The sequence below is a fragment of the Archangium sp. genome (assembly GCF_057119385.1).
In genome coordinates, this window is sequence record NZ_DBNGVP010000114.1 from 67,768 (window position 1) to 82,259 (window position 14,492).

The following is a 14,492-nucleotide window of genomic DNA, read 5'->3' on the forward strand; positions in this document are numbered from 1 at the left end:
GCGACAGGTGGCCTCGCGGAAACCCCTGTCTGGAGGGGCCGTGTCAGCCCGGCTTGCCGCGCAGCCGGGCCAGCTCGGCGAGGGCCTCGGCCAGTTGGCGCTCGGACGCCTCCCGGCGCCGCGTCTCCTCGACGCGCAGACGAGCCTCCTCAGCGCGCAGGCGTGCTTCCTTGGCGCGTAGACGTCTCTGCTCCGCGAGCTGCTGCTCGAGCTCAACGCGCACCTGCGCATCCCGGGTGCGCTGAACTTCGAGCGAGGCGATCATCTCATCCGCCTCCAGCAGTGGCACCCCATCGCGAAGGAAACGCAGCCGCTCGCCCTCTACCCGCAGGTCCAGACCCAACACCTCGGACGCGAAGCGACCCTGCTGCGGCAGGGCCGCGCGATAACGCCGCCGGCCCGCCGACAACCTCCACCCGGTGAGCCGCAAACGCCCGCGATCGAAGAGGAAATACTCGCGGATGCCGAGCCGGGCGAAGCGCTCCACGTTGCGCTCCAGGTCCTTGCGCCGATCGCCCGCCACATGAATCTCCAGGGCGAAGTCGAGCCCCTTGCCCTCGGCGCTCACCACCCAGCTCATGCGCTCGTGCGTTTCCACCCCCATGACGGCGATGACATCGGGAGCGAACATGCGCTCGCCCGGGTAGTACACGGGCAGCTCACAGGCCAGGTACACCTTGCGGCCCGTGCGCGTGAAGAACCCTCCCAGCACCTGGCGTATCCGAACCTTGGCATTGAAGTGCGCATCCCCTTCGGGCGGAGCCTCCTCGGAGACCGGAAACTCGGACGGCAATCCGTCAACGATACGCGCCCGTTCCTCGGGAGACAGCCGCTCCCATACCTCCTACGGCGGCGCGCGCGGATCATCCGGATCGATGCGGTAGGGCCCGATACTCATGATAAGCGCTCGGCGGAAGGCAGCTGGTCGTCGGATGGGGATGGCATCGGGGTGGCCCCTCGTGCAGGGACCGGGCAGCCGGACCCGAATCCCCTGCACCTGACCTCCGAGACGATATCCATCCCACGTGACTTCACAAGTCACGCGGGGTCGCGCTTCGGGATTCAACCCGGGTGACGGGCACCCTCACCCCGTCCCTCTCCCGAGGGGAGAGGGGAAGTGGGCAGGGGAAATGGGCAGGGGAAATGGGCTCGGACTGCATCAGGAAAGTCAGGGAGGGAGGCGCTCAACTACTCGCGGAGGTGTAGTGGCCGATCGAGTGCAGCCACACCCGCCGCGACAGGAAGGCGAAGAGCATGGAGCCCACCACCGCCCAGACGAGCGACATCCACGGCAGCCGTCCCAGCATGGCCTGCGCGGGGAAGGTGGTCATCACCGCCAGCGGAATGACGAAGGTGAAGACGAAGGCCAGCAGCCCGCGGAACACCGAGGCCGGCCAGCGCGCCGCGTCGAAGATGGACGTGAAGAAGTACGTGAGGTTGTCCACCTTCACCACGTAGAAGGCCGCGCTCACCGTCAATATCCACAGCGAGTAGAGCAGCAGCACGCTCGTGCCCAGCAGCACCAGTGAGGCCAGCACGCCCACGAGCGAGGGAGCGCGGCCAATGAGGTGGAAGCCGTAGGCGAACAACCCCAGGCCCGCGAGCACGTTGATGGAGCGCCACGGCAGGAAGCGCGCGGTGGACACCAGGAACTGCGCGTCCGCGGGCTTGAGCAGCACGAAGTCCAGCGTCCCCTTGCGGATGTGCTCCACCACGCCGGTGAGGCTCGGGTTGATGGCGCCCTCCAGGATTCCCTGCAGCAGGGTGAACCACCCGATGACCAGCAGCGCCTCGCCGAAGCTCCACCCGGCGATGGACTGCCGCTCGCGGTAGACGACGAACAGCGGGGCCAGCGCGGTGGCCGTCCAGAAGAGGGAGATGATGCCCTCGATGACGAAGTCGCCCCGGTATTGCATCGCCAGCAGGCTCGAGGCCCGCAGCTGCACGCCGAGCAGACCCAGGTAGCGCCTCAGCATCTCCCTCACCCTCCAAAGGCCGCGAAGCGCTTCAGGCCCCGGTTCCAGAGTCCCAGGCTGATGGCCAGCATCAACCCCACCCACAGCCACTGGCGCCCCAGCAGCCCCAGCGCCGCCCCGAAATCGTGCGCGTTCGTCATCAACTCCACCGGCAGGCCGATCTGATAGCGGAAGGGCAGCCAGTCGAGGATCTTCCGCCACAGGGGCGGGAAGAGGTCCACCGGATAGAGGTAGCCCGAGCACACGAAGAAGAGCGCCAGCCACACGTCCATCAGCTTGGTGCTGCTCTCCATGTAGAGACTCAGCGTGCCGATGGCCACGTTCACCAGGAAGGTGATGAGCCAGCCGCCGAAGAGCGACACGAGGAAGAAGGCCCAGCCCCACGCCGTCTGGGGCACCGAGCGCCAGCCCACCGTGGACACGGCGAAGAGGGCCACCGGCACCACCACGAACAGCCGCATGGGCATGGCGCCGATGTTCTCCGCCGCGTAGCCCCACAACGGCGAGATGGGCCGCAGCAGGCGCATGGCCAGCGTGCCCTGGCGGACCTCGTAGTTGATCATCCACGCCGCCCACGCCCCCGTCATCTGGCGCACCACGAAGGCCGCCAGGAAGTAGCGCACGAAGTCCTGCGAGCCGTACGGGCCCACGGGCGCCTCGCGCGCCACCGCCGTCCACAGCGCCATCATGATGAGCGGCATGGTGGTGGACAGCACCCAGACGAACATCTCCGCCCGGTAGGCCACCGCCTCGGAGACGCCGATGCGCAACAACGTGGGCAGCGCCCGCAGTGTGCTCCGCGCGCTCATGTGCCCACCTGCTCCCGGCGCGCCTTGCTCTCGGCGAACAGCTCGCTCATGACCTCCTCCAGCGGCGCGTTCTCCACCGTCAGGTCCTGCACCGGCAGGCTGGAGAGGGCCCGGCTCACCGTGGCGTTGACGGCGTCCTGCGGCACCTGCAGCACCGCCGTGGCGTTGTCGTGCGTCACCACCTTGCCCAGGGCCGCCAGGCTGTCCGCCGCCACCGCCTGCTCGAGGCGCAGCACCACCCGCTTCTCCGGCCGCACCCGCTGCACCAGCGCGTCCAGGCCCCCGTCGTACGACAGCAGGCCCTTGTCGATGACGATGACGCGCGGGCACAGCGCCGCCACGTCGTCCATGTAGTGGCTGGTGAGGATGAGCGTGGCCCCGTTGCGCTCGTTGTAGGACTTGATGAAGGTCCGCATGGTGGCCTGCATGGACACGTCCAGGCCGATGGTGGGCTCGTCCAGGAAGAGCACCCGGGGCCGGTGGATGAGGGCCGCCGCCAGCTCGCACTTCATCCGCTCGCCCAGCGACAGCTGCCGCGCCGGCTTGCCGATGAGCTCCTCCAGCTCCAACAACGTCACCAGCTCGTCCAGCGTCTGCTTGTATTGGGCGCGGGGGACGTCGTAGATGGCGCGATTGAGCTCGAACGTCTCGGCCGGCGGCAGGTCCCACAGGAGCTGCTGCTTCTGCCCCATCACCAGCATGATCTTCTTGAGGAACGCATCCTCGCGGTGGCGGGGAACATGACCATCCACCCGCACTTCACCGCTCGACGGGTGGAGCAACCCGGAGAGCACCTTGAGGGTGGTGGTCTTCCCGGCCCCGTTGGGACCGAGGAAGCCCACGCGCTCGCCGGGCTTTATCTCGAAGGAGATGCCATCCACCGCCTTCACGGACGTATAGGTCCGGTGGATGACGGAGCGGAGGGCGGCCTTGAGGCCAGGCGGGCGCTTGTGGACCTGGTAGTGCTTGCGCAGGTCTCGGACGGAAATCATTTGGGACGGGGTTTAACGCGGTTGCCCGGCAGAGGCGACCCCTCGTTGGAAGGCAGGGTTGGATGAGTGGCGCTTACGGCAAGGACCTGGAGCGGTGGATACCGCGGCTCATCGCCGTCTGGCGCGAGGCCCGGAAGCGAGGGGATGGCCCCGAGACGCGCCTGACCCCCCAGGAGGTGAAGGAGGTGGGCGCGGGGGTGAAGCAGCTCTCGCTCGGGCTGACGCGCGACCGGAAGCTGGCCGGCGCGAAGTACATGGACGACCCGAAGCTGCTGGGCGCCTACCTGCTCTTCTACTGGCCCGTCTCCTACGCCCAGGCCCGCGAGGCGCTCGGGGAGCTGCCCAACCGGCCACGCACCGTGCTGGACCTGGGGAGCGGACCGGGCCCCATGGCCTTCGCCGCGCTGGACGCGGGGGCCGCCGAAGTGACGGCCGCGGACCGGAGCAAGCCTGCGTTGACGCTCGCCCGGGCGCTCGCCGCGGAGGCGGGCGAGGCACTGGCCACCCGGGAGTGGGATCCCACGCGCAAGGCGGCCCCGCCCGAGGGCAAGTACGACCTCATCACCATGGGCCATGTGCTCAACGAGCTGTACGGCTCGGGGGACGAGGCGGTGAAGCCGCGGGCGGCGCTGCTGGAGCAGGTGCTGGCGCAGGTGAAGCCGGGCGGGAGCCTGCTGGTGCTGGAGCCGGCGCTGCGCGAGACGTCGCGGCTGCTGCTGAAGGTGCGGGACGAGATGGTGGAGAAGGGCTACGCCATCCGCGCGCCGTGCATGTACCGGGGGGCGTGCCCGGCGCTGGTGAAGGAGAGCGACTGGTGCCACGCGGAGCGCGACTGGCCGATGCCCAAGGTGGTGGAGGAGATCGCCCGGGCGGCGGGGCTGCACAAGGAGTCGCTGAAGATGAGCTACCTGATGCTGGCGCCCAAGGGCGAGGGCTGGCCGGAGCCGAGGCCGGAGCGGCTGTTCCGCATCGTGTCCGAGTCGCTCGAGGGCAAGGGGCGGCAGCGCTTCATCGGCTGCGGGCCCGAGGGCCGCATGGGACTGGCGATGCAGGAGAAGCACCGCACGGAGAAGAACGAGCGCTTCTTCAAGCTGCACCGGGGGGACGTCATCTCGGTGACGAACACGGAGGCGAAGGGAGACGGGCTCGCGCTGGACGACACGTCCGAGGTGAAGGTGGTGGCCTACGCGGGCAAGGGAGTCCCCCCTGCCCCGCCCCCCTCGCCCCCCACTCCGCCCCCCACCCCTCTCCCCTCGGGAGAGGGAAAGGGTGAGGGTACCTGAGCCCCGGGTTCCCCCAGGAAGAGGGCCCGTGGCGCCAGGGCCCTACTTGAGAGGAGTGGAGAACCCGCCGTCGAGCAGCAGGCCGCGCATGAAGCGGAAGGCGAGCACGCTCTCGCGGGCGGAGACAACGAGGGCCTGGGCGAGCACGCTGGCCTCGACGCGCAGCAGCGTCAGGGAGCCCGGCGAGGGAGCATCGGTGCGAGCGGCATTCAGGAGGGACGTGACGTTCATGGGAGCCGACTCTTCACCCTCCATGAGGAGCCCGCGTTGCACCCGGGTCAACTCCTGGTGACATCGTACCGGGAGGCGTCGCCCGCGCCTTCTCCACGGGCCTCGGCAGCCGGACGGTGAAGCACGAGCCCCTTCCGGGCTCCGACTCGGCCTCGATGCGGCCCCCGTGCCCGGTGACGATGCCATAGGCGACGGCCAGACCCAGGCCCGTCCCCTCGCCCACGGGCTTGGTCGTGAAGAATGGCTGGAAGAGCCGGCCCAGGGTCTCCTGGGACATGCCCGCGCCGTTGTCTCGCACCCGCACGAGCACCTCGTCGGGCCCGGCGGAGGTGCTGACCTTCACCACGCCGCCCTGGGAGGGCAGCGACTGCGCGGCATTGACGATGAGGTTCACGAGCACCTGGCCAATCTGCCGGGGCTGGCCCACGAGAGGTGGGAGCTCGCCGAGCTCCAGCTCCACGCCGCAGCGGTGCTTCAGCTCGCCCTGGGAGAGGCGGATGGCGGAGGAGACCTCGTGATTGAGATCGAACTCGACGGGCGCTTCCGGGTCGTTGCGCGCGAAGCGGCGCAGGTCCGCCACGATGGCATTGACGCGGCGGATGCCGTCGAGCGTCGCGGGCAGCACGTCGTCCACGTACTCGCGCAGCTCCTCCGGGAGCTGGGGCTGCGCCGCCAGGTCCTTGCTGAGCGACCGGATGTTGCTGGTCACGAAGGCCATGGGGTTGTTGATCTCATGCGCGATACCGGCCGCCAGCATGCCCAGGCTGGACAACTTCTCCTGCGCCACGAGCTGGGCCTGCATCCGCAGCAGCCGCTGGTGACTCTCGCGCGAGGCGTCCAGTGCCGCGGCGAGCTGCTGGCAGCGCGCCTCTCCGATGCAGAAGAAGAGGACGGCCATGACGCAGAACATGGCGATGAACGAGGGCTCGAGCCCCGTGCGCAGCGCCAGCCCGGCCGACACCGCGAGGAAGACGGCCAGCCCGGAGCGGTGCATGGCGGCGTGGCTCTCCCGCTCCCGGAACCCACTGAGGAAGAACGCCTGGAAGAGCACGTTGAACCAGGCCAGCAGGTTCCAGTGAAGGACCTCGGACATGGCCGTGCTGATGAGCAGGTTGGTGCCCATGATGAGCCACCCCCCGAGCACTTCCCGCTTCGTCCGGTTCATCCAGTGGGCCAACAGGATGTTGAGCCCGGCGCGGGCGACGAACAGCGCGCAGAGCACCCCCACGGTCACCCACTGCCCCCAAGCACTCGCCACCAGGATGACCTGGAAGATGAGCGAGGACAGCACGGCCCAGAGAATGAGCCGGTGGTTCACGGGATTGGCGTGGGCCTCACTGCCGACGCCCGTCCCGGAGAGGGCAGGCGGTTGACGCATGTCCATGTCGCGCTCGCGACCGCTGCGCCACGTGCCCCCCTGGCGTCCGGTGCGACTCCTCTTTCGCTCTCCGGAGAGGAGCGTAGGACATGGGCGGAGATGGCAGCAGACCCGCCGTGCCAGGAGCGCTCGACCGCCCCCGGGACTGTGCGCTGGAGCACACCCGGAATGTTCAGATCGCCAGGCCGAACGAGAGGTACGGGCCGGGCAGCACGTCCTGGTGGACGACGCCATCCACATGGCCCGCGTCGTTCAACACCAGCATGCGCATGCCACCGCGCAGGGCCAGCATGCGCCAGTCGCCGAAGTACCACGCCAGTCCCCCCGCCGCGTCGAGCTGGCGGTAGGGCCACGGGGTGAGCTGCACCCGGGCCTCCAGGGACAGCGCGCTCACCAGGTACAGCTCGGACGAGAGCCCCACGCTGGGGCCGACGAAGGTGACATCCGGCGCCTTCGCGATGGACAGGCCCCCCTCCAGCCGCACCCGCCCCGCCTGGCCCTTCAACACGGCCATCGACAGGTGCAGCGCCGTCACGGAGATGTCGTCCGTCACGCCGAGCCCATCCTCCGCTCGCAGGGAGAGCGCGCTCGCACGTACGAAGCCTCCGAATTGCTCCCCCTCCAGGCCCAGATGGAGGCCCACCCCCGCGCCCTGGCGCATGGCATTGGCCTCGATTCCCAGGGTGAAGTTCCTGTGCCGGCGGGACGCGAACGTGTCCTCGTGCCCGGAGGAGCGCGGTCGACTGGGCGTCACATACCCGGGCGTCACATAGGTGGTGGGGGGCTCCACGTAGTCCTGCGGCGGCGGATACGACTCCACCGGGGGGGCATCAGGCACGTCGCCGCCGGAGCCCGAGTCCTCCGTCACGGGAGAGGCATCGTGCACGGGGCCGCTGGAGCTCACGGGGGAGGCGTCATGGGTCCGCGAGCCCGACGCCTCCTCGTCCGAGGACGTCGAGCTCTTGCCGAAGCGGGCCTCCGCGGAGGCGGACGTGAGCAACGCCCCGGCGAGCAGGGCACACGACAGGACATGGCGGGGCGAGGACATGAGGGATTCCCGGTTCTGAACGACTCATGCCCCCGGACGCACCCGGCCCGGCGATATTCAACCCTTCAAGTCCTTCGCCAGCTCCTCGTAGAGGTGGATGGCGCTGCGCACCGCTTTCTCATAGTCGCCCAGGTGCAGGCTCTCGTTTTCCGAGTGCGCGTTCGTGTACGGGTCCTCCACGCCGATGAGCAGCGCCGGCACGCCGCCCAGCTCCTTGGCGAACGGCTCCACGAAGGGAATCGACGCACCGCATCCAATGGCCACCGGCTCCGCCCCGTAGCCCTTGCGCAGCGCGCGGAACGCCGCCTGGAAGGCCGGGTGCGAGATATCCGTGAACCACGGGCCCGCGGGCGGGTCCTGCTTGATGTGAAGCTCCAGGCCCCAGGGCACCACCTTCTTCAGGTGCTCCACCAGCCGCCGCTGTACGTCCTGCGCGTCCATGTCCGGCACGACGCGGATGCCCACGCGCGCCCACGCCACGTCGCAGATGATGTTGCGCGCGTCCTTGCGGCTGCTGGCCTGGATGGCGTTGATGGCCAGCGCCGGCTGCCGCCAGTTCATCTCCCACGGGTGGCGCCCACCCAACATCTGCGCCCCCGGCACCATGCCCACCTGCTTCTTGAAGTACTCCGCGTCACCCGGCAGCGCCTGGATGCTCTTGCGCTCGGCCTCGCTCAGCGGACGCACCCTGTCGTAGATGCCCTCGATGGCGATGCTCCCGTCCGGATTCGTCAACGTCGCCAGCATCCGGCACAGCGCCATCACCGGGTCCGGCACCGGCCCGCCCCACATGCCCGAGTGCACCGCCTGCCGCAGCGCGCGCACCTCCACGTCCACCGTCACCAGTCCGCGCAGCGCCGTGGTGATGGACGGCAGCCCCGTCTCGAAGTTCGACGTGTCCGTCAGCACGATGGCGTCCGCCTTCAGCAGCGCCTTGTGCTTCTGCAGGAACGTGCCGAGGTGTTCGCTGCCCACCTCTTCCTCGCCCTCGATGACGACCTTCACGTTGAGCGGCAGACCTCCCGTGCCCTTCAGCCACGCGTCCACCGCGGAGGTGTGCACCACGATGCCCGCCTTGTCGTCCGCCGAGCCCCGGCCGTACAGCCGCCCGTCCCGCTCCCGCGGCTCGAACGGCGGGCTCTTCCACGCCGCCTCGTCTCCCGCCGGCTGTACGTCATGGTGGGCATACAGCAGCAGCGTGGGTTTGCCGGGGGCCTTCAAAATCTCGCCATACACATACGGATGTGCGCCTTGTATCTCCAAAAGCTGCACATTTTCGAACCCACGCGACTTCAACAGCCTCGCTGTGGCTTCCGCGCTCGCGCGCACGTGAGCGGGATCGAATCCGTCAAAGGACACACTGGGAATGCGGATCAACTGCTTCAAATCTTCGAGATAGCTGTTCTTCTGCGCGTCGAAATGGGCCAGGGCCTTGTCGGTGGACATGCTCCCTCACTTACTCGAAAAGCAGGCGGCGCGGGCCGCATCCGTCGACTTCCCGTCCATCCTCTTTCACACTGCGTTCAGCGATGCACGGCGTTTCAGGTTGTGCGGGCATTCGACTGGCGTATGCTTTATCATTCACACGCATGACCACCCCGACGCTGCTGCTGGTCGATGACGATCGTTTCGTCCGCCACCTCCTGAAGGACGCCATCCACGAGAGTGGGCTGGACGTGAGGCTGCTGGAGGCCTCGGATGGACAGGAGGGGCTCGAGGTGGCGGCGCGTGAGCGGCCCTCGGTGATGCTGCTGGATCTCTTCATGCCCCGGCGCAGCGGGCTGGAGGTGCTGGCCGCCATCAAGGAGTCGTCTCCCGATACACGGGTGCTCATCATCAGCAGCATGGATGCCGAGCCCGTGGTGGAGCAGGCGATGTCCGCCGGAGCCGTGGGCTTCGTGGGCAAGCCCTTCCACCCGCTGGAGATCGCCCTGGCCGTCCGGCAGGCTCTGGCCCACTGAGCCCCTCTCGAGGTGACCGCGTGTCGACGAATTACTGGATCGGAGATTCCATCGGTCGCGTGCTGGGGCCCCTGACGCTCCAGTCGCTGCGTGAGCTGATCGGCTCGGGGCGGCTCAAGGCCGTCACCCGCGCCTCGCGTGACGGCTCCTCGTGGGAGCCCATCGAGCAGTTCAACGAGGTGAAGGACCTCCTGAGCTCGCTCAAGAGCAACCCGGCCGCCGAGCAGCAGCAGGCCGAGCGGCTGCGCCAGCAGCTGCGGCAGATGCAGGGCATGCCGGCCCACCAGCTCTTCGGCCTGAAGCCGGACGCGCCGGTGGAGGAGCTGCGTGGCGCCTTCTTCCGCCTGGCGAAGCGCTACTCGCCGGAGCACCAGGGGCCGGACACCCACCCCGAGCTGCGCAAGGTGCACGCCGAGGTCTTCGAGCTGCTCTCCAGCCGCATGCGCGAGGCGGAGGCCCACGCCCCTCGCGCGGCCCCGGGCGCCCGGACGGGCACGCCCCACGCCGGGGTGCGCGCCGTCCAGCAGCAGCAGGCCCCGGTCTACACGTACTCGGCCGACGAGTTCGTCGGGCTGCAGCAGACGCGCAACGACCGGCTCCAGGTGGACGTCAAGGTGACGCCCCGCACCCTGGGCATCTTCACCGACCACCGCATCATCAACCTCCAGGCCGGCGGCCTCTTCATCCCCACCGACAAGCCGCTGCAGCTGGGCACGCGCGTGGAGCTGGTGCTCCACTTCGAGCAGCAGCAGAAGCAGATCAAGCTGCGCAGCTCCGTCATCTGGGAGTACACGCTGGATGACGGCAAGCAGCCGCGGGGCTACGGCCTGGGCCTGGCGGACCTGCGAGCCGAGGAGCGCACGTTCCTCGACGAGTTCCTCCGCAGCGGCGGCCGCCCCGTGGCGCCTACAACAAGCCGCTGAGGAAGATGGCGGCCAGCATCAGGTAGCCGGCCGCCACCACCACCACGGCCTTCAGTTCCAGCCCGTCCGGATTCGTCACGTTGGCGAAGCGCATGTGCAATTCCCCCGTCATGCCCTACGCTTCGGTCTACGGAGCACGGCGGAAGTGATTGCATCCGGGAGGAAGTGAAGTGTCCGACATGGCGGAGTACCGGCCGCTCGAGGGGCTCCCCGCTCCCATCCTGGTGGTCCGCGACAACCACGTGCTCTACGCCAACCCGGCGCTGCTGCGGTTGCTGGGCATCGGCCTGGAGGAGGTGCGGACCACCGAGCTCCTGAAGCTGCTGACCCGCTACGCGCCCGCGGATCAGTCATGGCTGGAGCCCATTCACGCGAACTACGCGGGCGGGCAGGGCTTCCCCGACACGGTATGGGTCCGCATCCGCGAGGCGGGAGGCCAGGAGCGCACCTGGTGCATGCGCCGGGGCGAGGGGCCGCGGCCCGGAGAACTGCTGCTGATGCTGTTCGACGCCGAGGGCGAGGCCAACACGCGGCGGCTCACCGAGGCACTCGTACAGGCGGCCGGTGAGCTGGTGCGCTGCCGGGACGAGCAGACGGTGCTGGAGACGGCCGTGGAGGCCATCCACCAGCAGGGCTTCTTCGTGACGGTGCTGTTGCTCGAGGGGGAGATGCTCGTCCATGGGCCGATGCGGCAGGACCCCGCCCAGGTGGCCGCCGGCGAGCTGCTCTACGGGCAGCCCATCCAGGAGGTGCGCTTTGCGCGCTCCAGCGTGCCCCACCTCGCGGAGGTGCTCACCCGGCGCAAGGCGGCCTTCCACCCGGAGCTCCTGCGGGCGATGGAGAACTTCTATCCCTCGGAGCTGCTGGCGCAGATGCGGCGTGCCCACCCCATCGTCCGGGGCCTGGACGCGCCCATCTTCGTGGAGGGACAGCCCTACGGGGTGCTGTCCGTCCAGGGCGAGACGCTGACGCCCACGAGCGCGGCCACGCTGGAGCTGTTCGCGCGGCAGGTGGGCGGGGCGCTGGAGAACGTGCGCCACCACCGGCTGGCCGCCCTGCGGCTGGCCGAGCTGTCCCGGCTGCAGTCGGAGCTGGTGGCGCAGGAGCGGCTGACGGTGCTCGGCGAGGCCGCGGGCGTGGTGGCCCACGAGGTGCGCAACCCGCTGGGCTCCATCCTCAACGCGGTGGCGGTGCTCAAGCGGGACAAGCTGGGCCCCGTGGGCACGAGCGCGGTGGAGATGTTGGAGGAGGAGGCCACGCGGCTGGACGCGATGGTGAGGGACCTGCTGGACGTGGTGCGTCCGCTGGAGCCCCGGCCGCGCCCGCTCAGCCTGGGAGAGCTGGCCCGGCGCACGCTGGAGCTCTTCCACGAGCGGCGCCAGCTGGGCACCGTGAAGGTGACGGTGGACGAGACGCCCGGCCTGCCCGTGATTCAAGCGGACGAGTCCCTGCTGCAACTGGCGCTGGAGAACCTGTTGCGCAACGCGGTGCAGTCCTCGCCCACGGGAGGACAGGTGCGCGTGGCGGTGGAGGGTGTGCCGGAGGGCCTCTGCCTCATCGTGGAGGACCAGGGCCCCGGCGTCTCCTCTGGGGACGCCCAGCGCATCTTCGAGCCCTTCTTCACCACGCGCACCACGGGCACGGGCCTGGGCCTGGCCGTGGTGCGGCGGGTGGTGCTCGCCCACGGGGGCACGGTGTCGGTGGGCCAGCGGCACGGAGGCGGCGCGCGTTTCGAGCTGAGGCTGCCGCTCCAGCTGGAGCCGAAGCCCCTTCCGCTCGCCCGTTAGAGCGGGCACAGCAGGAGGCGGCAGCGCAGGCCTCCGTTGCGCACCGGGAGATTCCGGCCCTCGGGCAGGCCCAGCGCGCGGACGAGGCCCGGGTCCTCCGGGAGCAGCACCGCGGCGCGCCAGCCCGGGAAGGCCCGCCGGAAGGTGGCGCCCATGGCTCGGTACAGCCCCGGCAGGTCCTCCGCCTCCCCCACCCGCTTGCCGTAGGGAGGATTCACCACCACCAGCCCGGGCCCGAGCCCCGCGGGAGCCGCCAGCGTGCGCACGTCCTGGCGCTCCAGCGTGAGCGTCACCCCGGCCCGCCGCGCGTTGCGCCGCGCCGTGCCCAGCGAGCCCGCGTTGATGTCGTAGCCCCGCAGCGCCGAGCGCGGTGAGGGCAGGGCCTCCGTCTCCGCCCTCGCCTTGCGCGCGCTCCAGGCCGCCGCGTCGAAGCCGGGGAAGCGCTCGAAGGCGAAGGCGCGCTGGAGCCCCGGCGCCCGCCGCTGGGACATCCACGCGCCCTCGATGAGGAAGGTGCCCGAGCCGCACATCGGGTCCACCAGCGGCTCCACCCCGTCATACCCGGCCAGCACCAGGATGCCCGCGGCGAGCGTCTCGCGCAGGGGCGCCCGGCTCACCTCCTGCCTGTACCCGCGCCGGTGCATGGGCTCGCCGCTGGTGTCCGCGCTCACCGTGCAGGTGTCGCCCTCCACGCGGACCAGCAGGGTGAGGCCCTCGGAGGACTCCTCGTCCAGCGGGCCCGCGCGCTCCACCGAGGGCAGTCCCCAGGCCCGTGCCGCGGCGGCCAGCACCGCGTCCGGCCCCTTGAAGCGCGCGCGGTGCAGCACCACCGAGAGCCTCGGCGCCGTCCGCCCGTCCCACACCGGGCCCAGGGGCAGCCCCGCCAGGCCCTTGGCGAGGGCCCCGGCGTCCGCGGCGGCGAAGCGACCCAGGCGCAGCCACACACGGCTCGCCGTGCGCAGGCGCAGGTTGGCCTCCTGGTACAGCCCCGGCGCGCCCGTGAGCTCCACGCCGCCGTCCACCGGACGGGACGAGAAACCCAGGGCCTCGGCCTCGGCGTGCACGGCGGGCTCCAGCCCCGGCAGCGCCGGGACGAAGACGTGCTCCCTCTGTTGGACGTTCGTCACCTGAAGCGGCATTGTCCGCGGCTGACGCCCGGCCGCAATGCTTTCCTCGAAGGAACGTCCACCGGGCTGGTAGGAAACAGGCCATGAGCGCAGCCGTGACGACCGCCCGGAACCGCCCCAGGGAGTACGAGGTAACGGTGAGCGAGGTGCGCCTGGAGACGCACGACACCGCCACCCTGTCCCTGGACTTCGGCCCGGAGCGCCCCGAGTACAAGGCCGGCCAGTTCCTCAACCTGGACCCGCACCAGTTCCCCGCCCTGGGCCGCTTCGCCGCCTACCTCCAGGAGCACAAGGGCCGCAAGGAGCCCGCGCGCTCGTACTCGCTGGCCTCCGCGCCACACGAGCCCCGGGTGGCCATCACCGTGAAGGACGAGGACTACATCCCCGGCTTCACCCGCTACCCGCCCCTGCTCTCGCCCTACCTCGTCCACGCGCCGCTGAAGGGCTCGCGCATGAAGGTGCTGGGCTTCATGGGGCCCTACGTCCTGCCGGACGACGTGGAGGAGCGCACGGACCACCTCGTCCACGTCGTCGCCGGCTCGGGCGCGGTGCCCAACTTCTCCATCATCAAGGACGCCCTGCACCGGGGGCTCAAGCCGCGCCACACCGTCATCTGCTCCAACAAGACGTGGGGCGACATCCTCTACCGCGAGGCCTTCGAGGCGCTCGAGCGCGCGCACCCGGACAAGCTGCGCGTGGTGCACACCCTCACCCGGGAGACGGACGAGTCGCGCTTCGGCGCCGCCGTGCGCAAGGGCCGGGTGGGCGAGGCGCTGCTGGAGGAGCTCATCCCGGACCGGGCCACGTGCCTCGTCTACGTGTGCGGCCCGGCCATCACCCCGTGGGACCGGCGCAAGGCGCTGGAGACGCGCACCCCCGCCACGCCGCGCTTCATGGAGACGGTGCTCGGCCACCTCCACACGCTCGGCCTGGAGGACAAGCGCATCAAACGGGAGTCGTACGGGTAGGCTCGGGAG

The 14,492-nt window shown here is 69.9% G+C and carries 14 protein-coding genes; 5 read left to right on the plus strand and 9 right to left on the minus strand.

All coding sequences use genetic code 11. The features are described 5' to 3' along the window. Window positions 1-43 precede the first annotated feature (43 nt). From AC16DP_RS27420 to AC16DP_RS27435, 4 genes are all read right to left on the minus strand, one after another. Window positions 44-793 carry a Uma2 family endonuclease gene (locus tag AC16DP_RS27420; RefSeq protein ID WP_329733218.1) on the minus strand — a complete coding sequence of 250 codons (750 nt, stop codon included), beginning with the start codon at window positions 791-793 and terminating at the stop codon, window positions 44-46. Between the two features lie 391 nt (window positions 794-1,184). Continuing rightward, window positions 1,185-1,976: an ABC transporter permease gene (locus AC16DP_RS27425; protein ID WP_329733219.1), complete on the minus strand. Its 792-nt coding sequence runs from the start codon at window positions 1,974-1,976 to the stop codon at window positions 1,185-1,187. Between the two features lie 5 nt (window positions 1,977-1,981). Further along, window positions 1,982-2,785 carry an ABC transporter permease gene (locus tag AC16DP_RS27430; RefSeq protein WP_329733220.1) on the minus strand — a complete coding sequence of 268 codons (804 nt, stop codon included), beginning with the start codon at window positions 2,783-2,785 and terminating at the stop codon, window positions 1,982-1,984. After that, entirely contained in the window at window positions 2,782-3,777 is a 996-nt protein-coding gene (locus tag AC16DP_RS27435; RefSeq protein ID WP_329733221.1) for an ABC transporter ATP-binding protein, read from the minus strand. Before AC16DP_RS27435 ends, AC16DP_RS27430 begins: the two co-directional genes overlap by 4 nt. A 62-nt stretch (window positions 3,778-3,839) precedes the next feature. Between AC16DP_RS27435 and AC16DP_RS27440 the strand changes: the two genes are divergently transcribed. Continuing rightward, window positions 3,840-5,060, plus strand: coding sequence for a small ribosomal subunit Rsm22 family protein (locus AC16DP_RS27440; RefSeq protein WP_329733222.1), 1,221 nt, complete (start codon window positions 3,840-3,842; stop codon window positions 5,058-5,060). A 42-nt stretch (window positions 5,061-5,102) separates the two neighbouring features. Here the strand turns inward: AC16DP_RS27440 and AC16DP_RS27445 are convergent, their stop codons facing one another. The 4 genes from AC16DP_RS27445 to AC16DP_RS27460 all read right to left on the minus strand — a co-directional run bounded on the left by AC16DP_RS27445 (window position 5,103) and on the right by AC16DP_RS27460 (window position 9,163). Continuing rightward, window positions 5,103-5,291 (minus strand): hypothetical protein, encoded by a 189-nt coding sequence (locus AC16DP_RS27445; RefSeq protein ID WP_329733223.1) that lies wholly within the window; start codon window positions 5,289-5,291, stop codon window positions 5,103-5,105. A 13-nt stretch (window positions 5,292-5,304) separates the two neighbouring features. Next, window positions 5,305-6,675 (minus strand): sensor histidine kinase, encoded by a 1,371-nt coding sequence (locus AC16DP_RS27450; RefSeq protein WP_329733224.1) that lies wholly within the window; start codon window positions 6,673-6,675, stop codon window positions 5,305-5,307. 166 nt (window positions 6,676-6,841) lie between these two features. Continuing rightward, the gene (locus tag AC16DP_RS27455; RefSeq protein WP_329733225.1) at window positions 6,842-7,717 is read right to left on the minus strand and encodes a hypothetical protein; all 876 of its coding nucleotides are present in this window, start codon (window positions 7,715-7,717) and stop codon (window positions 6,842-6,844) included. A gap of 57 nt (window positions 7,718-7,774) precedes the next feature. Next, window positions 7,775-9,163 (minus strand): M20/M25/M40 family metallo-hydrolase, encoded by a 1,389-nt coding sequence (locus AC16DP_RS27460; RefSeq protein WP_329733226.1) that lies wholly within the window; start codon window positions 9,161-9,163, stop codon window positions 7,775-7,777. Between the two features lie 143 nt (window positions 9,164-9,306). Here AC16DP_RS27460 and AC16DP_RS27465 point away from each other — a divergent pair, with 143 nt between their 5' ends. From AC16DP_RS27465 to AC16DP_RS27475, 3 genes are all read left to right on the plus strand, one after another. Further along, entirely contained in the window at window positions 9,307-9,678 is a 372-nt protein-coding gene (locus AC16DP_RS27465) for a response regulator transcription factor (RefSeq protein ID WP_329733227.1), read from the plus strand. Between the two features lie 20 nt (window positions 9,679-9,698). Further along, window positions 9,699-10,601: a TIGR02266 family protein gene (locus AC16DP_RS27470; protein ID WP_329733228.1), complete on the plus strand. Its 903-nt coding sequence runs from the start codon at window positions 9,699-9,701 to the stop codon at window positions 10,599-10,601. A 179-nt stretch (window positions 10,602-10,780) separates the two neighbouring features. Then, window positions 10,781-12,388: an ATP-binding protein gene (locus AC16DP_RS27475; RefSeq protein ID WP_329733231.1), complete on the plus strand. Its 1,608-nt coding sequence runs from the start codon at window positions 10,781-10,783 to the stop codon at window positions 12,386-12,388. Here AC16DP_RS27475 and AC16DP_RS27480 read toward each other — a convergent pair. Continuing rightward, entirely contained in the window at window positions 12,385-13,527 is a 1,143-nt protein-coding gene (locus AC16DP_RS27480) for a THUMP domain-containing class I SAM-dependent RNA methyltransferase (protein WP_329733229.1), read from the minus strand. The genes AC16DP_RS27475 and AC16DP_RS27480 overlap by 4 nt on opposite strands. 71 nt (window positions 13,528-13,598) lie before the next feature. On the opposite strand from AC16DP_RS27480, the gene AC16DP_RS27485 reads away from it, so the two are divergent. Next, window positions 13,599-14,483 carry a ferredoxin reductase domain-containing protein gene (locus tag AC16DP_RS27485; RefSeq protein WP_329733230.1) on the plus strand — a complete coding sequence of 295 codons (885 nt, stop codon included), beginning with the start codon at window positions 13,599-13,601 and terminating at the stop codon, window positions 14,481-14,483. Window positions 14,484-14,492: the final 9 nt, after the last annotated feature.